Source organism: Oceanipulchritudo coccoides (assembly GCF_010500615.1).
Lineage (GTDB): Bacteria > Verrucomicrobiota > Verrucomicrobiia > Opitutales > Oceanipulchritudinaceae > Oceanipulchritudo > Oceanipulchritudo coccoides.
Map to the genome: position 1 here is coordinate 565,472 of NZ_JAAGNX010000001.1, position 17,693 is coordinate 583,164.

Below are 17,693 nucleotides of genomic sequence, written 5' to 3' on the forward strand. Positions count from 1 at the left end.
CCGCTTCGTTTAAGCAGCTGAATTTTAATGGTCAAGGCGTGATCACGACTTTGACCTGAAAAGCCTCGGAGTGGGCTATCCGTGCGTTCTAGTGAGTTGAAGGCGTTTGTGCCTGCAGGAACTAAGGCGATCGACCGCACGGCAACTTGTCATTTGCTGCAGTCAATCAGGATATGGATACTGTCTGCGGGGCTGGCATCCCGTTCGTTGAAGGCTTCGACAATTTCCGCGAGCGGATAGATATGGGTGACCACCGACTGGAATTCGACGGCCACAGTCATCGAGATGGTCTGGGACGGGATGAATAGTAAATGGTTTGCAGACAATGTATTGGACAAACGCTCCCCAAGCATAGCGTCAGGTGTCTCTTTCGGGACCAGATCCAGATCGGCGCTGCTCATTATTTTGGCCATGGGATAAATTTAGCGGCGCAGCCCAAGCTCTTCAAGGGATTTAAGAGAGGGGCGATGCTCCGGAAAGAAGGCGAAGATGGTTGCCCCGCTTCGTTCTGCGAGCTTCGACGGGACACTCCAATTTCTTGCGAAGCGGAGCTTCGAGAAAGTGGGCCGTGCCCAGCGTAGCTTCCGAAGGAAGTGAAGATGGGTGCAGGGGAAGGATTGGGCTCTTGTGGTCATGTCGCCTTTCGGGCTCGGTAGAACCTCGACCTTCAGGTTATGAGGGGGACGGGAGGAATGAGTTATGTGTTGTGAGGGAAGGGGTTAGGGAAATTAGGGTAGCGAAATTTAAGGAAGTCTTTGAGGTGGGACAATTTGTGCGAAAGTGGGACTAGATGTCGGCTTCCCGGATAATCCGTCCGATGAGAAGGCGGCAAATAATTTGCATATCCAATAAATTATCTTGGATTTGCAAATAAGTTGCCTAGAGTGCGCTGTATGAAGCAGATCAAGCGCGAATTGGAAGGCGAGCTGCGGAAGGCGGCAGGGATGTATCCGGTGGTGAGTGTGGTGGGGCCGCGTCAATCGGGCAAGACCACCTTGGTACGTGCGGTATTTGCGGAGAAGGCCTATGTTTCCCTGGAGAATCCGGATATTCGGGCTTACGCGGTTGAGGACCCGCGTGGATTTCTGGCGGAACACAAGGAGGGAGCGATTCTGGACGAGGTGCAACGGGTCCCAGACCTGTTGTCATATCTGCAGGAGATGGTGGATACGGATCGTCGGGCGGGCCGGTTTGTTCTGACAGGCTCGCAACATTTCCTGATGATGCGGGATGTATCACAATCCCTCGCCGGGAGGACAGCAATCCTGTCGCTGCTGCCGCTAAGTCTGGGCGAGATTCAGGAAGATTCCGGTCTGGAGAATCTGGACGGAGTGATTCAACGGGGTTTTTATCCCCGGCTACATGAACAGCAACTGGACCCGTATCCGGTTTTACGGGATTATTTTCAAACCTATGTGGAACGCGATGTGCGAAGCCTCTTGCGGGTGCACGATTTGCAGACATTTGAGACCTTCGTGCGATTGTGTGCGGGCAGGGTGGGGCAGTTGCTGAATTTGACCTCACTGGCCAATGACGCAGGCATTTCACCGACAACTGCGCGGGACTGGATAGGGTTGCTGGAAACGAGTTTTATCCTGTTCAGATTGATGCCGTACCATGCGAACATCAGCAAGCGGCTGATCAAGTCTCCCAAACTCTACTTCCACGACGTGGGCCTTGCTGCCTTTTTATGTGGGATCGAGGAAGCCCGACATCTAAAAAACCACCCCTTGCGCGGAAACCTGTTTGAAAACATGGTGATCGCCGATCTGCTTAAGCAGCGGTTTAATCGTGGGCGGGACAACCGGCTCTGCTTTTTCCGGGACAGCACGGGCAATGAAGTGGATCTGCTGTATCCTCTCGGACCTGATTTCCTTCCGGTGGAGATCAAGGCCGGACAGACCGTGAGCCAGGACTGGCTCCGGGGATTGAAGACCTTCAGGAAAGTACGCACCGACAAGGGTCCTCCCGGTTTGATCGTTTACGGAGGCAAACAGGGCCAGCGCCGAACAGGCGGGACGGTAATTCCTCTGGGCATGATGGTGCAGGAGATCAGAGAACTGGAAGAGAACCGTTAATCGCCAGGGATTCGACCCGCACATTTGTAGCGATATTTCAAAGCGTGCCAACCCTTTCCTGCGAGCGTGTAAGCCTGAACAGAAAGACCCCGGCCTTGCAGGACCGGAGTCTAATAAATTGGGTGCAGGGGAAGGATTTGAACCTCCGACCTTCAGGTTATGAGCCTGATAGGAATGCTTATAAATAGCGGTATATAGGCGTTCCTATACGTTTCCTACCTTTTGAGCTTGCCCGTTCACCTTAATTCACTATGCTTCTTTGCCATGTCACAGGAAGCATTCAAACCCCAAACCTACCAGTTCAGCTACACAAAAAACGGAACCAAGTATTCAGCCTGGCGCGTGCGCTATGAAGACAAGAAGGGCCGCAAGAAGCTGCGCCAGTTCAAGACCGAGAAAGAGGCGAAGGACTTTGCCGACCTTGAGGTTATCAATGCCAAGAACAAGGACGTTCGCCTGCGAAATATCGTGACAGAATTGACGAAGGCGCAGGTTCAGGAAGCGCAGGACGCATTCAACAGGCTGGGGAAGGCATACACCCTGACGGAAGCCGTGGACTACTTCTTGAAGTTTCACAGGAAAGCCGACAAGGAAATGCCGCTGAACGAGGCCGTTTTCCGCTATACGGAGATAAGGGAGCAGGACGGAAGCGTTAGGCCAAGAACCCTGAAGCAAATTAAGTCAACTTTGGGACTGTTTAAGGCATACTTCCCGCAAAACCCGAACCTTTCCGAAATTGGAACGCCAGACGTGGAAGCCTTCCTGAAGTCATTAAAGGCCAAAGACGGAACAACAGCAGCCACGAAGAAGACGTGGAACAACTACCATTCCGACCTAAACCAGTTTTTCGACTATTGCTGCGAGTCTGGGGGAACGGACAAGCACGACGAAGACAACCTGAAGAAGCGCTGGATAATGGCGAACCCCTGCGAAAACATAAAGCGGTTCATAATTAAAAAGAATAATACGCCCGAAACCATAACCGCTAAACAGGCCGCAGACTTAATGAAGTATGTTGCCGAGTTTAAGGAAGGGCGTCTTGTCCCATACTTTGCCCTTGCGCTGTTTACTGGCATTAGGACGGGTGACGAAATTGTGAAGCTGGCCAATCACCCGAACCTTGGCAGCCTGATAAACCACCGAACGAAGAAAATTCTTGTCACGCCCGAAATTTCCAAGACGAACAGCCAGAGGAAAATAACCATTCAGCCCGTCTTGGCAAAGTGGCTGAAGGCTTACCCGTTCCCCATTCTTCCAGTCAACGCAGACAGGGACATTTCAACCATTCGGGAAAAGTTTGATATAAACAACGCAAGGGGGCGGGATATTCTGCGGCATACGTTCATTAGTCACCACGTCGCCAAATTTGGAAGCGTAGGCCGAACTGCCCTTGAGTCTGGAAACACGGAACACATTATCAAAAAACACTACCTTGAACACGTTTCCAAGCGGCAGGGGTTGGCCTTCTTCAAGATTGAGCCGCCAGCCGTAGAGAACAAGGTTGTTGACTTCAAACAAGCAGCAGGAAACTAAGCCATGAAGAAGAAACCAATTGATAAACTTAACGAAATGCGGGCTAAAGGGCAGCCCGAACTAAACGAGGAAATGCTTATCTTCCAGAACCTGTTGGCAAACTCAGTTAGAACAGACGAACCGTCAAAAGAAACCCTTGAAGCGATAGGAAGCGCAGCAATAGCCGCCGCTAAGTCACACAAAGAGTTTAACGCCTGGAAAGCCGTTGAGGCATTCGATAGAGAAGGACAAAACGCGAAGCAGAAGGTTAAAGAGCAGGACAAGCGAATACTCGTTTACGCAGCCTGTAAGGAATTGTTGGCGAAGGGCGACGACGCGTCTTTAGCCATACTGAAAGACATTGCCGAAGACTTCCAATTTCCCTTTGACGAACTGGCAAGGCAAGGACTGGAAATTGAACCGAACCCCACAGTTTTAACCACGAAGGAATTGATATTGGTAAACCCTGAATACAGGGGCCGCGACCCGGTTGCACATTTCAGAAGGAAGGCAATTGAACAGCTTGGTTTAAAGCTGGACGACGCTAGGGAAACTGGAGACTGGGAAAGCCTTTCTGACAGTTGAAAATGCAAAAGTCATAAAATTTACGTCTAAATGCACCCCGTTATTTTAGGGTGCATGAAAGTCAAAAACCGCGAACCTAACGGGGCGAGTTTGCCCCAGCTGGAAACCGTTCCCGACAAGTGGGGAAAAGTATCAGGGCAACGCCTTCTGGAAATTCTGTTCCCCGACGAGGCCAGCCGCCCGACGCTGCGGTTTTTGCGCAGTCTTCAAGCTAGGCGACTGATACCGTTCTATAAAATTGGCCGCCTTGTCTATTTCGACGTAGCCGAAGCGCAGGAAGCATTGAACGACAGAATGCGCGTGAACGCTCGCTGGGAGGCAGACGCATGAAGCGCAGCCAGCTGCCAAAGTCAACACAGCGCCTTATTGACCGCATTGCCGAAGGGCGCGAAGTGAAAACGTCGAAACGTCGCCAGTTACAGTTGCGGGCAAAGGGGGTGAAGCATGAATGCCGCTGAACTCACACTCGAAGCCCTTGCCGCAACTGGCGAAACAGCAGAAAGCAAGCGCCTGCAGGAAATTGAGAGCAGACTTGAACTGTTAAAAGAAAAACGGTTCGACCCGAACAAACCGCCGAAACCAAAGCCAGCCATTCTAACCCTAAATGGACACAAGGTTTTAACCGAAGGGAACATTTGTGGCGAAGGCGGGCAGGCAGGCACAGCAAAGTCGCACCAACTGGCAGCGATAATGGCCTGCACAATGGCCGAGGATCCCAGCAAGGGCGACTTCCTTGGCTGGCATTGCCGAAACCCTGAAGGCAAACTGGTTTTATATATCGACGCGGAACAGTCTGAAGAAGACTTCCATTCATTGCTTGATAATGCAATGCGACGGGCAGGCGCGCGAAAACTTCCCGAATGGCTACACGCCTACAATATGACGGGCGAAGAACCCGAAGCCATAAAGGCGGCCATTCAAGACCTGACAGACTTCTACGGAATGAAGGGCGCAGGCGTTCAGCTTGCTTTGTTGGACGGGTATGCCGACTTGCTACGCAACGGCCCGAATGACGAAACGGAAAGCAAGGAAACCGTTCGCTGGCTAATGGCGCTGGCCCGCAAACACGCAACGGGCATTTTCGGCGTTCAGCATTACAACGCCCAGGCTGACGGAATTAAAATGCGGGGGCATTTTGGAAGCGAACTTGAACGCAAGGCGCAGACAGTTCTTGCCCTGAAGCGTGACAATGCCGACGCCGTAACCGTTTACGCAACGAAGACGCGGGGCCGCCCTATTCCTGAACGGGAAGGTTCCCGCTTTGCATGGGACGAAGACGCCAAAATGTTTCTGTCGGTTGCCAACAAAGGGAAAATTCAAAGCGAACAGAAAACCGTTGAACGGGCGCAGTTAGTTAAAGACGCCCTGCGGAATGACTGCAGCCTATCGCACACAGAATTAACGGCCCGTATTGCCGAACTGGAACACATTAAAACGGACGCCGCCAAAAAGCGAATTAGCACAATGAGGAAGGAAGGCTTTCTGCAAATTGTTCCCGCAACCGGGTTTTATACAAAAGGGGGAAACTGTGAATAGGGAACAGGGGAACTTTAAGGGAAACTTAGGGGAAACTTCCCTTGCGGGGAATAGGCAGGGGAAAAGGGAAATTACCGTATATATAAACGGTAATTCCCTTCCCCAACTTCCCCACCGTCAATTTTCACCACAGGGGAACTTTTGAAATGATAGACTTTGAAGGAATAAACGCCGCTGCCCTTGGAAACGCTGAAGGCATATTACAGAACTGGTTGCCAGACGGAAAACGCAACGGGCGCGAATGGGTTTGCCGCAACCCGAAGCGAGCCGACAACCGCGCAGGCTCTTTTTCAGTCAACCTGCATTCTGGCGTCTGGGCAGACTTTGCCACAGGGGAAGGAGGGGGCGACTTAATTGCCCTTTATGCCTTCCTGAATGACTGCGAACAGGGACAGGCTGCAAGGGCCGTTGCCGACGAATTGAGAATGACAAACCCGATACGAAAACGGGAAAGGCGGCCCAAGTATCAACCCGCAAAACAAAACGCCCCACAGGCCCACACAGCACCCTTGAAAGCGAAAACAGAACCCAAGCCCGCGCCCGAAATTAGGCACTACAAATTAGGCGCTCCCGCTTTTGCATGGGAATATCGAAACGAAGCAGGCCAGGCGACGGGATACGCTTGCCGATACGAAGACGAAAACGGGAAACAGGTTCTGCCCTTTTCATGGACGGGCGAAAAATGGGAATGGCGAGCAATGCCAGAACCGCGACCGCTATACAACTTGCCGCGCGTTCTGAATAAACCTCAGGCCGTTGTCATTATTGCCGAAGGGGAAAAGGCAGCCGACGCCGCGCAGGGGTTATTTCCCGAAGGCGTTGCTGCAACTTGGGCAGGCGGTTGCAAAGCATGGCATAAAACAGACTGGCAGCCATTGAAGGGGCGGGCCGTTATCTTCTGGCCCGACAATGACAGGCCCGGACAGACAGTTGCCGCAGACGTTCAGGAACACTTGCTGGGGCTGGGCGCGAAATTCGTTAAGGTTATAGCGTTGCCCTTTGGATTGCCGCAGGGCTGGGACGCCGCAGACGCCGTTGCTGAAGGTTGGACGCGGGGCATGGCCTTAGAACTTCTGGCAGGCTTTCCGAATACACCTGAAGGGCTTTGCCCCTTGTGCTGGTTGCGTTCCGTTGTCGCACCCGTTGGCGGCCCGACTTGCAAGCACACTTTCAAAGGCTGGCCCGAAACCTGGCCCGCAAACCACGAAGACTTTTGCCACGGCCCACGAAGGGCAGGCGATTAACGACAAACGAAAAGGAAACATGAAACCAACACTAGACACAACCGAGGTGCAGAATATCCTCAGCCTGAAAGCCGCAGCCGAACGCCTGCACGACAAGGAACGCGAGCGCATTGCGTTAAATAAAAAAGAGCCTGAACTTGAACCCATATTCAAGGAAGCAGCCGACTATTCCCCAGAAAAGTTTGCTTGGGAAAAGTGGAAGCGCGACTTTGAATTGAGCAGTGAACAAATTCAGCGCGAGCGTGAAGCCCTGCGATTTGAAACAGGCCGCATTGCCCTTGGCATTATTGAAAAGCTATCAAACCGCGCCCGCGATATTCGGGAACAGGAACTGGCGCAAGCTGAAGGCGGGGCCATTGCTAAATTCAATGAGGCTTTTGGCGCAACCCTGACTGACGCGGGCAACTTCATTTCCCGATTTGTGCCAGAGGTGCGGGCTATTCGGGAATTTTGGACAGGGCAGAACCCGCCAACGCTGTCTTTCGTGTTTGAACGCAAGGGAAGCGTTCAGGCGCTGAGGCAGGGAACAGGAACAGGCGAAATTCTGGCATGGGCCAAACGCGCTTTGGAATTTGCTGAAATGCTCGACGAACGCGCGCAACGCGTTGGCGCAACCGTTTAAGGAATAATGCAATTCCAGACTGATAGCGAAACGGGCCTGACGGAAACCTTCTCTTTTTCCGGTGGCGAAATAATAACCGTTGACGGAATTACAGAAGGCCAGACAGCAACGCTGGAAAAGTTGAACGGTTCTGAATGGGAAACCTTAAAGGAATTGGTTGCCGGTTGCAATCTGGTTACTGTTTCAACCCAGCCCGAAACCTTCAGGGGCAAGGTTGTTCCTGCAGGCTTGATAACATTCTCAACGCCCGTTGCCGTTCGCGAAGTATACGAAGCGCCAGGGCCACGGATTCAAACCAAACCAAAGGCCGCACTAAAGCAGCCATACGAAACAAGGTAACAAATGGAAACTACCGACAAGAACAGAAACAACAAACGCAGCGCCAACACCGCAGAAGAACATTTTGCGCTGGCATTGCCGCACCTGAAAGCGGGCAAGATTGTTCGCTTTAACAGGGGCCGAATGACTACAACCGAAAAGGCTGCAAAGCGTGAAGCATGGGCGGCCCGTCTTGGAATGAGGAAGCGCAGCACAGGCAACGCACCCAAGCGCGACTTGTGGGCCGCCAAGATAGGGGGGGGCAAAGTGAAGTCCCCAACCCGCCGCGCACACGTCATCGTAGGTGGGCTTACGCGCAGAACCAATTCAGGGGCGGGGGCTTAACAATGGAAATTGAAGAACGCAAATATCCGTTGCCGCCTGCGCCTGACTGGTTGCCCGACATGGCACAGCTAGAATACGTTCGCGTTGGCGAAATCCTCACCGAAACCCTGACGGCCCTAGACGTTGGCTGCCTCTGTGACTATTGCACAGCATGGGCCGACTTCGCCGCCTTGACTGAGGAAATCAAGGCAACCAGCGCGCCAGCAGTTCTGAAGTCTGAACGCGGGGGATTTTATATGAATCCGCTTCACGCCGGACAAACAACCGCAGCAGGCCGAATGCAGAAGGCTAGCGAAAGGCTGGGGCTGGACCCACGCGCCCGCAAACGCATTGGAATTGACGACGGCTGGCGCTTCCTGACAGACGAAGAGATTAACGCGCAGATTCCAGACTTGTAATTTCCTGCGGGTTAAACACACGAGGGGCCGTCTTCCTTGCGCGTGGGGCGGCCCCTTCTGTTTTTCGTCATAGTGTCACAAAGTAAATAAAAAGTGTAACGAAAAATTAACTACAAAAAGGGCTTGAAGTTTTGACCGCGCTTCCTAATGCTGGCAGGCCATGAAAGACACGAAACCCAAAACCAAAACCCTAAGCGCAAGTTTTAGCGCCGCAGAACTCAGGCAGATAGACGCGGCAGCCAGAATAACAGGGCAAACCCGCGAAGAATTTGCGCAGGCCGTTATCCTGGAATTGTGCGAAAAGCTAAGGCGGGCAGTTTAGCCAGCCGCGTTTTTATCCCCAGCCCCGCCATTTAGCCGCCGGGGCTTTTTTATGGCTGCCGCCCTTGTCTCTTCCCTCAGCAGGCGCAGGGCAACCTTCTGGGCAACTTCCCACGCGTCAGACGGGAACAGCTGCACCCCTTTTGAACTTTCGACGCAAATGCCTTCAGGCGTTGGATACAGGCGCACCATAGGGGCCGAGGCTGGCAGGGGAAGGGGTAGGAACAAGGTAGGAAAACACCCAGAAATAGGGCAATAGAGTTGTTGACAGGCGGGAGCATTGAACCGCCAGCTAAGTTTCCTATCCGTTTCCTATCCAATTCCGTTCATTTTGGTTCATTTTGAGCGTATATTGGGCTTCCTATCGGGGAATAAGGTAGGAAAAATTCAGGCAACAAAAAACCCCTAAGGTGTTGATTCTTAGGGGTTTAAATTGGGTGCAGGGGAAGGATTTGAACCTCCGACCTTCAGGTTATGAGCCTGACGAGCTACCGGGCTGCTCCACCCTGCAATAAAGTTAAATGGGAGGTGGTGGGCCTCCATCCTCTGTGAGGAGGAAAGTTGGTTAAGATGGACGGGAAATTGGATGGATCAAGGATTTTCTTAGAAAAAATTGGGCAGGCCTCTCAGGAGGCGGGTTTGCAGGGGACCGCATTGAGGCAGGAGCCGGATTTCTGGAACTCGGTGATGCTGTTGAGGGTCGTGCGGGCAATGGCTTCCAGGGCATTCCTTGTGAAGAAGGCCTGGTGGCCCGTGACCATCACATTCGGGAAGGTCGTGAGACGGGCAAAGACGTCATCCTGCATGACCTTGTCGGAGAGGTCTTCAAAGAAAAGATCCCCCTCTTCCTCGTAAACATCCAGCCCGAGATAACCGATTTTTCCCTTCTTAAGGCCGTTGATAACCGCGCGCGTGTCGACTAGGGCCCCGCGGCTGGTGTTGATGATCATCACACCATCCTTCATTTTATTAAGCGCTATCTCATCAATCAAGTGATGGCTTTCCGGAGTCAGCGGGCAATGCAGGCTGATGATGTCGGAGGAGGAGAACAGTTCATCCTTATCCACGTAACGGGCACCGAGGGCCTCCGCCTCTGGATTTGGATAGGGGTCGTGGGCAAGTACATCGCACCCGAATCCGCGCATAATCCGGATGACATTGAGCCCGATCTTCCCGGTCCCGACAATCCCCGCTGTCAGCCCGTGGATGTCGAAGCCGAGCAGTCCGTCGATGCTGAAGTTGTTTTCGCGGACCCGTGTGTAGGCCCGGTGGACCTTGCGGTTCAGGGCAAGGATCAGAGCCACCGTATGCTCCGCCACGGCATGCGGTGAATAAGCCGGGACCCGGACGATGGTGATCCCCAAGCGCTCGGCCGCTTTCAGGTCGACATTGTTGAAGCCCGCACAACGCAGGGCCACAAGCCTTACCCCTATCTTGGAGAGCTCTTCCAGCACCGCCTCATCCACAGTGTCGTTCACGAAGACACAGACCGCCTCAAATCCCTGCGCCAGGGCGGTCGTCCTCCGGTCGAGCCGAGGTTCGAGGAATTCAATCGTCGCCCCGAATGCCTTGTTCACTTCCTCAAAGGAGCGCCGGTCATACGCCTTCGTATTGAAAAATGCGATTCTCATGATTCCACTATACGCGAGCCATGGTCCCTTCGCAACCGGATAGACCCGCCCATAAATAAAGAATAAACAGTACTTTATTCTTGATTTAAGGAATAAAGGGTCTTTTTTTATGGAATATGAACGAGACACAGACGGAAGAAGTGCATGCGCATGAAGTGATGGAAATGATGGTGAGCAGCGGGAAGCGATGGAGCCGCGGGAGCCTGCTGGCAGCGATCGACGGAAAGTTTGGCGAGGGGACAAAATTCTATGCCTGTTCAGCAGACGGGATGAGTGCGACTGAGCTGATTGAATTTCTGGACGGGAAGGGAAAGTTCAGCGGTCCGGAGGATGACTTTGTTTTCGACCACGGTCGGATGTGTTCGGGCCATTAAGAGGGGAAGAGAATCTCATGAAGACCGCGCAACTATGCAAACGGATGACCCTTGGGCTGGTCGTAGCGACAACCGCTCTTGGAACAATCGCGGAAGACATGGAAAGCAGGCTGGATGAAGTGCCTGGGAATTTTAATCTGGAGAGCCGCCTACGGTATGAAGTTTTCGACCAGGCGGGCGGATTGGATGTGGACGGGGTATCGCACCGGATCCGGGTTGGTTACACAACGCCGGAGTCCGGCGGATTCCAAGGGATGATCGAGGGCGAGACCCTGTATGCATGGGGCCATGGACGTGACCTGCATCCGGCGGACAATGCCGGGGACGGAACGGATCTGAACCAGCTCTGGCTGGCTTACCGCAACGAGGACCTTGGTTCAGTCAAGTTGGGCCGTCAGCTCTACACGCTGGATGACCATCGCTTTGTCGGACATGTCGGGTGGCGCCAGAATATCCAGACCTTTGACGCAGTAACAGGATCCATCGACCTGATCGAGGGTTTGAGCTTGAAGGCCTTTTTCATTGATGCCGTGAACACCGTGACGGACATGCACAATGACATTGAGGCGTTCGGCTTGAATGCGGGATATGCCCTAAACCAGAATGCCGACCTGGTTCTGTTTTATTACGCAATTGACGGAAGCCCCGATGCGGCTGGCTCCTCAAGCGACACCCTTGGAGTACGGTTGACCGGGAAGTTAATACAAAACGAACTGACATGGGCCTATGCGTTGTCAGCAGCCCGTCAGTGGGAGAACTCGGGGTTCCCGGGAGTTGATTTCGGACACGACTACCTCTCGGCTGACCTTTCGGTTGATTTAGAAGGGGTGACAATTGGCGGCGGCGTGGAATTGCTGGGAGGAAATGGTATTCACGGATTCAGTACGCCTCTGGCGACCCTGCACAAGTTCAACGGCTTCGCGGATGTCTTCCTTGGGGCAAGCGGATCGGGCGGACTCGTGAACGGACTTGAGGATTACCAGCTGTATGCCGGTTATACCTTCAGGGTCGGGAACGGCATCAAGACACGTTTGATCCATCATTGGTTCAAGCCATGGACAGGATCAGGTGACTATGGTGAGGAACTCGACCTTGTCGCCAGTTACCAGATCAACGAGCGCTTCTCGGTCCTTGGTAAATATGGTGATTACAATAGTGATGGCGGATCGGGTGGCGTGGGAGGAAGCGACAAGACCCTGCTCACTGTGGAACTGAATTTTGTATATTAAGACTTCATGCAAGCAAACGGGAAAAATCCGAAAATTCTGGGGGCTGTGGGAAAACGGCAGCAACTGCTGTCCGTGGGAGGAGCCTATCTCCTGACGGCGGTTCTTCTCGGAATATTCTCGGGGCTGGGAGTCTTTACCTTCGGTTATGGGAAAGGGGCATCCTATCTGAGCAATGACCCGGCTTCCTGTGCCAACTGTCATGTCATGAACGATCACTACAATTCATGGCAGAATTCGAGTCATCACGCAGTGGCGACCTGCAACGATTGCCACTTGAGCCCTCATCCGGTTGGAAAGTGGATGACGAAGGCGGACAACGGATTCTTTCACTCACTTGCCTTCACGACAGGGAATTATCCGGACCCCATCCGGATCAAACCGCGTAATCAAAAAGTCACTCAGACTGCCTGCTTGAAGTGCCATTCAGATTTTGTCCATGCCATGCTCCCGGTGAAGAAAGACGGGGACATGCTGGATTGTGCCCACTGCCACACGGCCGTCGGACATGCCCAACGATAAACAGACATTCAACGAACCAACGAATCATCATAAGCCAAGAACACATCCTGTTATGAAATACAATACCAAGTCCGGATTCTTATCCCGTCCAGTCCTGCTGGGCCTTCTCACTGGGATCACAGCGGTCGCAACAATTTTGGTGGTATACATCCTGATGACCATTCTCGAGCACAAGACGGAAGCCCGCAGTCCGTATTTGCGGATTGTCGAGCTGGATGAAGCCAGTGTTGATCCGGCACTCTGGGGCCAAAACTGGCCTGTCCATCACGATCAATACCTGGAAACGGCAGGTGATAAATTTTACGGAGGCAGCAGTGCCATGCCGGCGAGTAAACTTGAAACGGATCCCTGGCTGAAGCGGCTTTATTCGGGCTATGCATTTAGTCTTGATTACCGGGAGGCCCGCGGCCACGCCTACATGCTCTACGATCAGGTAGTTACCGAGCGGGTCAATCAGCGGCAGCAGTCCGGGGCCTGCCTGCACTGCCATTCCTCGCCAAACGTGCTTTACCGGAAGGTGGGACTTGAAGCGATGGGCCTTCCTTCTGACGATGAAACCCTTGCCGCGGAATTCAACCAAGAGGCAATCATCGAAGGATTCAAGCAACTGAGCCGGGAACCATACCACAAGGTCCTTGCAATGCTTGCCGAGGTGCCTGATGGCAACCCCGACACCACTCAAAAGGCGTTTGAAGACCCGCCTTTAGGTGGATTCAGTGGGAAGGAAATTCCGGAAGGGCATTTCTCCCTCGGTGAGGTCCATCCAGTCAGCTGTATCGACTGCCACGATCCGAAGACCATGGCCCTGCGAATTTCCCGTCCGGGATTCCTGCTCGGAATTGCCGATTTTGCGGAGAGCAAAGGCGAGGCTAGTATTTTTCCCAGTATCGAGAAATGGCGCAAGGGAGACCGGTCCGAGAGTTACGACCCAAATCAATTGGCAAGCCGGCAGGAAATGCGCAGCTTTTCGTGTGCCCAGTGTCACGTTGAATATTACTGTGCCAGCAAGGATACCCTTACATTTCCCTGGACACAGGGTCTGAGAGCTGAAGACCTCGAGGCGGATTGGGAGAATCGTCAATTTCCCGACGGGTCGGATTTTTATGATTACAAACACGGGGAGACAGGAGCCAAATTGTTCAAGGCCCAGCATCCCGAGTTTGAACTGTGGAGTCAGGGAATTCATGCCCGCTCCGGCGTGAGTTGTGCTGATTGCCACATGGCCTACGAGAGGACTGGAGCAATGAAACTCAGCAACCACAATGTCCGCAGCCCGATGGAAAATATCAACAATGCCTGCCAGACCTGTCATAAGGTTCCCGAGCAGGAACTGCGAAACCGGGTCCTCCATATCCAAGAACGGACTGAGGGACTCAAGCAACGGGCAGCAGTGGCGATGACGGATATGCTGGATGCGATTCTCGCGGCAAAGGCTGCAGGGAAGACAGACGAAGAGCTCGAGGAAATTTACAGCCTGCAGCGTGCTGCGATGTGGCGTCTTGATTTCATCAGCAGCGAAAATTCCCGTGGATTTCACGCAGATCAGGAGTCAGCCCGGATCCTTGGTGAGTCCATTGATTATTCGCGCAAGGCCCAAGCAGCCGCTCTCAACCTTCGCGCACCACCACCAGAAGATATTTCCGGGCTTCCGCGCGAGCCCGTCAAGGGCGTCACCCCTAGCCGTTGAGTACCCTGGAGAATTTTTCAGATTGAGGATATAGAAATCTTTCGGGAATAGTTGAAACCCAACTCTTTTCATTCCTAACTCAAAGGATCATGTTTCCTTACGGCAAAACGGCATCAAATGCGGTGGCGGCGATGAGCTATCTCGCTGAGGGCTCTGGCGACCCTTATTTCCGGGCTAGTTCAGTTTCGATTTCCAAAGGGCGGAATATTTCGAAACCCTTGGTTGCAAAGGTCCTTACGATACTCTCTCAGGCCGGTCTAGTCGGGGGTGCTCCCGGACCGGGCGGGGGATATTATCTGGCAAAACCCGCCAGTGAGATTTTCCTGATCGATATTGTGCGGCTTTTTGAAAAGACGGAAGAGGCAGATCGCTGTCCTTTTGGACCGCATTGGTGTGGTCACAATGATCCCTGCCCGTTGCACGACCAGATTGTCGCCTTGCGGGAGTCGGGGAGAACGTTTCTCGATGAGACCAGCCTTGAGGTCTTTGTGAAGAATAAATCGTCAGATCTAGTTTGAGGAGCATGGCTGATTTGCCGCCGGTCAGCCAAAGCCATCAGAGGAAAATAACTCATCTTGAAAGAAAAAGACTTCATTTTGTGAACCAAGGCCGTTAGTTCTTACGGTCTTATGCTATTCAAAATCCGATCCAGCCGTAATTCTCTACATTTGCCCCTCGGGTGGTTTTTCTCGGTGCTTTCAGTACTGGTTGTTGCCACCGCTGCACAGGCCGCCCTTGAACTGCCCTCTTTGTTCACCGACCACATGGTCCTGCAGCGTGACCAACCAAACAAGGTCTGGGGCTGGGATGAACCAGGAACAGAGGTTACGGTATCATTTGGCGGTAAGTCCTATTCGGCCCAGGCGGGTGAGGACGGTAAGTGGAGCCTCTTTCTGGACTCAAGCCCGGTAAATTCAGAGCCAGAAGTGCTGGCAGTTGAAGGGACGAGCACGGTCGAGGTTCTGGACGTCCTCGTTGGCGAGGTATGGATTTGTTCCGGGCAATCCAACATGCAATGGCCGCTGCAGAAGGACTGGACGGGCGATTTGAATGGACTGGCCGCCAATCTTACGGGGTTGCGCCTGATCTCTGTCCCTCAGGTCGGTACGCAGGAGTTGCAGGATAATTTCGTCGGCGAGTGGAGCGTATCCAGTCCGGAAACAGCCGCTGATTTCAGTGCGGTCGGCTTTTACTTTGGCCGTTACCTGCACCAAATCCTCGGGGTCCCGGTGGGCCTCATCGACAACGCTTGGGGCGGGTCGAATGCGGATGCATGGGTGCGCCGTGATTTGCTTGAAAACGATCCACGCTTCACGGCTGCAATGGAACTGACAAGGGGGAACGAGGAATGGATGCAGGCTGCAGACGCATGGGAACAATATGAGAGGAGGTTGGAAACCTGGAAACAAAACCAGGCTGCCGGGGGCAATTGGATGCCCAAGCCGAGGGAGCCATGGCGGTGGCTGAGCGGACAGCATCGCGCGGGCAACCTGTATGCCGGCGTCCTGTATCCAACAATTGGATACGGAATCAAGGGAGTGATCTGGTATCAGGGAGAAGGCAACTCTGGTCGCTCTCATGAGTATCGTGAGCTGTTCCCCTTTATGATCAAGCATTGGCGGTCGGAGTGGGGGCAAGGCGACTTTCCGTTCTACTGGGTCCAGTTGGCTGACTTCAAAAACGAACAGGAAATGCCGGGCGAAAGTGGTTGGGCAGAGCTGCGAGCTGCCCAGACTTCAACGCTATCGCTGCCCAACACAGGGCAGGCGGTCATTATCGACATTGGTGAAGGCAACGATATCCACCCGCGCAACAAGTACGATGTGGCCTCACGGTTGGCCCGGTGGGCCCTGGTCAAGGATTACGGGTTCAAGCTTCCTTACCGCAGCCCGGAGTATGCCGGAATGACTGTTGAAGGGGCGACGGTGACGATCAAATTCAACACCTTCGGCAGTGCCTTGAAGCTATATGACCTGAATGAGCTGAAAGGCTTTGCCATCTGTGGCGAAGATCGCGTCTGGCACTGGGCGGATGCCCGTCTTACTGGGAAGGATACGGTCGAGGTCTCGAGCGAGGCCGTGCCCGAGCCGGTGGCGGTTCGTTACGCCTGGGCGGATAATCCTGTCTGTAACCTTATCTCGACTGACGGCCTACCGGTCACGCCCTTCCGCACGGACGACTTCCCCTGGATCACGGATCGCTCTCAGTAATCCCCCTTCAGGATTGCCGGCAAATTATCCTGGATGAATTTCCGGTGGTCGAAGTACCAGCGGAAGCGGACGGTAAGGCCAAAATCCCGGCCGGTTTCCTCAACCACTGGGATCTTGACACGAAGCCCGAGGTCCCAGTTTCCCGGGATGCCGACCTTGTCCCGTGTTTGTCTTGAAGGAAACCAGGTAATAGCTGGATAGACCAGCAGCTCATGCACATCCCGGTGAGCGAGTATCCAATTACTCCGGCGGAGGGTGGGTGGCGGCTCGTTGACGCCATCGGGAAGCGGAGGCTCCACATCCCGGAAATCCAGCGCATTGGTGATGTATTCCAGTTCAACTGAATAGCGAAACGGCCCCCCTGCGTAATACACCAGTCCGGGTCGGAGGAAAAAGCGATCCTTGGGTTGCGGATCAATCGGGTGGTCCTGGAAAGGGGAGTCATCGACAAACTCAAAACTGGCATTGAGGTAATAGAGCCAGTTTGGTTTGCCCCTGAGTTTGTGGCTGACAGTCACATACGGGGAGTAGCGGGCATACCCATCGATCAGCTCGTACGGAGCATCAAAAATCGGCATTTTGGCTTTGAGCCCTGCGGCAAAGCTGAGCCGGCCTTCCTTTCTTTCCAGCCAACTGTAGCGTGCCCCCAGCTCCCAGATGTAAAGCCCCGCCTCGTCACCATCATTTATCGGATTCGGAAAATAGCTTCCGAGATTTGTGTAGGCGTCAAAGTGCCGGCTAAAGATGTATCTGGCTCCCACAAGGAGCCGCATATAATCGTCATCCAGCCATCCGCCCAACCTCGGCTTGAAATGGAGGCTCCATGCTCCTTCCTGGTATCGGACAGGCAGTTCGGTATCAAAGACCTCATCGTAGGCCCGCGAGGAAATCCCCCTCTTGAAAATTCGCTTTTCATCCACATCCCGCTCCGGACTCTCGCTCACGGCCCTTGCGGGGGAGACTGAGAGAAAACACACGGACAAGGCCAGAATGGGGCCCCAATCCAATAATCCATGCCGCAGCTTATAAACCATGCCAGTGTTTAAACATACTGACATGATTCGACAATCCTATTGACGAGCAG

The 17,693-nt window shown here is 53.5% G+C and carries 21 protein-coding genes and 1 tRNA gene; 16 read left to right on the forward strand and 6 right to left on the reverse strand.

Annotated elements, in window-relative coordinates; genetic code table 11:
• Positions 1–149 precede the first annotated feature (149 nt).
• Both G0Q06_RS02155 and G0Q06_RS02160 read right to left on the reverse strand, forming a co-directional pair.
• Positions 150–401 (reverse strand): hypothetical protein, encoded by a 252-nt coding sequence (locus G0Q06_RS02155; RefSeq protein WP_163962010.1) that lies wholly within the window; start codon positions 399–401, stop codon positions 150–152.
• 21 nt (positions 402–422) lie between these two features.
• Positions 423–635, reverse strand: a complete 213-nt coding sequence (locus tag G0Q06_RS02160; protein WP_163962012.1) for a hypothetical protein — start codon at positions 633–635, stop codon at positions 423–425.
• A 258-nt stretch (positions 636–893) separates the two neighbouring features.
• Here G0Q06_RS02160 and G0Q06_RS02165 point away from each other — a divergent pair, with 258 nt between their 5' ends.
• Positions 894–2,078 carry an ATP-binding protein gene (locus tag G0Q06_RS02165; protein ID WP_163962014.1) on the forward strand — a complete coding sequence of 395 codons (1,185 nt, stop codon included), beginning with the start codon at positions 894–896 and terminating at the stop codon, positions 2,076–2,078.
• A 330-nt stretch (positions 2,079–2,408) separates the two neighbouring features.
• Here the strand turns inward: G0Q06_RS02165 and G0Q06_RS02170 are convergent, their stop codons facing one another.
• Positions 2,409–2,654, reverse strand: coding sequence for a hypothetical protein (locus G0Q06_RS02170; protein WP_163962016.1), 246 nt, complete (start codon positions 2,652–2,654; stop codon positions 2,409–2,411).
• An 18-nt stretch (positions 2,655–2,672) separates the two neighbouring features.
• Here G0Q06_RS02170 and G0Q06_RS02175 point away from each other — a divergent pair, with 18 nt between their 5' ends.
• The 9 genes from G0Q06_RS02175 (at position 2,673) to G0Q06_RS02215 (ending at position 8,638) form a co-directional block, all read left to right on the forward strand.
• Complete coding sequence (locus G0Q06_RS02175; RefSeq protein ID WP_163962018.1) at positions 2,673–3,611, forward strand: tyrosine-type recombinase/integrase; 939 nt, start codon at positions 2,673–2,675, stop codon at positions 3,609–3,611.
• 3 nt (positions 3,612–3,614) lie between these two features.
• A complete protein-coding gene (locus tag G0Q06_RS02180) occupies positions 3,615–4,175 on the forward strand; it encodes a hypothetical protein (protein ID WP_163962020.1) in 561 nt (186 codons plus the stop codon).
• 54 nt (positions 4,176–4,229) lie between these two features.
• Positions 4,230–4,505 (forward strand): hypothetical protein, encoded by a 276-nt coding sequence (locus G0Q06_RS02185; protein ID WP_163962022.1) that lies wholly within the window; start codon positions 4,230–4,232, stop codon positions 4,503–4,505.
• 114 nt (positions 4,506–4,619) lie between these two features.
• Entirely contained in the window at positions 4,620–5,711 is a 1,092-nt protein-coding gene (locus G0Q06_RS02190; protein WP_163962024.1) for an AAA family ATPase, read from the forward strand.
• 146 nt (positions 5,712–5,857) lie between these two features.
• A complete protein-coding gene (locus G0Q06_RS02195) occupies positions 5,858–6,955 on the forward strand; it encodes a hypothetical protein (RefSeq protein WP_163962026.1) in 1,098 nt (365 codons plus the stop codon).
• A 19-nt stretch (positions 6,956–6,974) separates the two neighbouring features.
• On the forward strand, positions 6,975–7,577 hold the full coding sequence (locus G0Q06_RS02200; protein ID WP_163962028.1) for a hypothetical protein: 603 nt from the start codon (positions 6,975–6,977) through the stop codon (positions 7,575–7,577).
• 6 nt (positions 7,578–7,583) lie between these two features.
• A complete protein-coding gene (locus G0Q06_RS02205; RefSeq protein ID WP_163962030.1) occupies positions 7,584–7,916 on the forward strand; it encodes a hypothetical protein in 333 nt (110 codons plus the stop codon).
• Positions 7,917–7,919: 3 nt separating this feature from the next.
• On the forward strand, positions 7,920–8,240 hold the full coding sequence (locus tag G0Q06_RS02210) for a hypothetical protein (RefSeq protein WP_163962032.1): 321 nt from the start codon (positions 7,920–7,922) through the stop codon (positions 8,238–8,240).
• A 2-nt stretch (positions 8,241–8,242) separates the two neighbouring features.
• The gene (locus tag G0Q06_RS02215; RefSeq protein WP_275106688.1) at positions 8,243–8,638 is read left to right on the forward strand and encodes a phage terminase small subunit P27 family; all 396 of its coding nucleotides are present in this window, start codon (positions 8,243–8,245) and stop codon (positions 8,636–8,638) included.
• 755 nt (positions 8,639–9,393) lie between these two features.
• Here the strand turns inward: G0Q06_RS02215 and G0Q06_RS02220 are convergent.
• Both G0Q06_RS02220 and G0Q06_RS02225 read right to left on the reverse strand, forming a co-directional pair.
• Positions 9,394–9,470: transfer RNA gene (locus G0Q06_RS02220), tRNA-Met, on the reverse strand.
• Positions 9,471–9,585: 115 nt separating this feature from the next.
• Complete coding sequence (locus G0Q06_RS02225) at positions 9,586–10,590, reverse strand: 2-hydroxyacid dehydrogenase (RefSeq protein WP_163962036.1); 1,005 nt, start codon at positions 10,588–10,590, stop codon at positions 9,586–9,588.
• Between the two features lie 116 nt (positions 10,591–10,706).
• On the opposite strand from G0Q06_RS02225, the gene G0Q06_RS02230 reads away from it, so the two are divergent.
• From G0Q06_RS02230 to G0Q06_RS02255, 6 genes are all read left to right on the forward strand, one after another.
• Positions 10,707–10,964, forward strand: a complete 258-nt coding sequence (locus G0Q06_RS02230; RefSeq protein ID WP_163962037.1) for a YecH family metal-binding protein — start codon at positions 10,707–10,709, stop codon at positions 10,962–10,964.
• A 17-nt stretch (positions 10,965–10,981) separates the two neighbouring features.
• Positions 10,982–12,193: an alginate export family protein gene (locus tag G0Q06_RS02235; protein WP_163962039.1), complete on the forward strand. Its 1,212-nt coding sequence runs from the start codon at positions 10,982–10,984 to the stop codon at positions 12,191–12,193.
• A 6-nt stretch (positions 12,194–12,199) separates the two neighbouring features.
• Positions 12,200–12,712, forward strand: coding sequence for a cytochrome c nitrite reductase small subunit (nrfH, locus tag G0Q06_RS02240; protein WP_163962041.1), 513 nt, complete (start codon positions 12,200–12,202; stop codon positions 12,710–12,712).
• A 52-nt stretch (positions 12,713–12,764) separates the two neighbouring features.
• On the forward strand, positions 12,765–14,399 hold the full coding sequence (locus G0Q06_RS02245; protein WP_163962043.1) for an ammonia-forming cytochrome c nitrite reductase subunit c552: 1,635 nt from the start codon (positions 12,765–12,767) through the stop codon (positions 14,397–14,399).
• 89 nt (positions 14,400–14,488) lie between these two features.
• On the forward strand, positions 14,489–14,917 hold the full coding sequence (locus G0Q06_RS02250) for an RrF2 family transcriptional regulator (RefSeq protein ID WP_163962044.1): 429 nt from the start codon (positions 14,489–14,491) through the stop codon (positions 14,915–14,917).
• Between the two features lie 111 nt (positions 14,918–15,028).
• Positions 15,029–16,609: a sialate O-acetylesterase gene (locus G0Q06_RS02255; RefSeq protein WP_163962047.1), complete on the forward strand. Its 1,581-nt coding sequence runs from the start codon at positions 15,029–15,031 to the stop codon at positions 16,607–16,609.
• On the opposite strand, the gene G0Q06_RS02260 is transcribed toward G0Q06_RS02255, so the two are convergent.
• Complete coding sequence (locus G0Q06_RS02260; RefSeq protein ID WP_163962049.1) at positions 16,603–17,667, reverse strand: hypothetical protein; 1,065 nt, start codon at positions 17,665–17,667, stop codon at positions 16,603–16,605. The genes G0Q06_RS02255 and G0Q06_RS02260 overlap by 7 nt on opposite strands.
• Between the last annotated feature and the right edge of the window lie 26 nt (positions 17,668–17,693).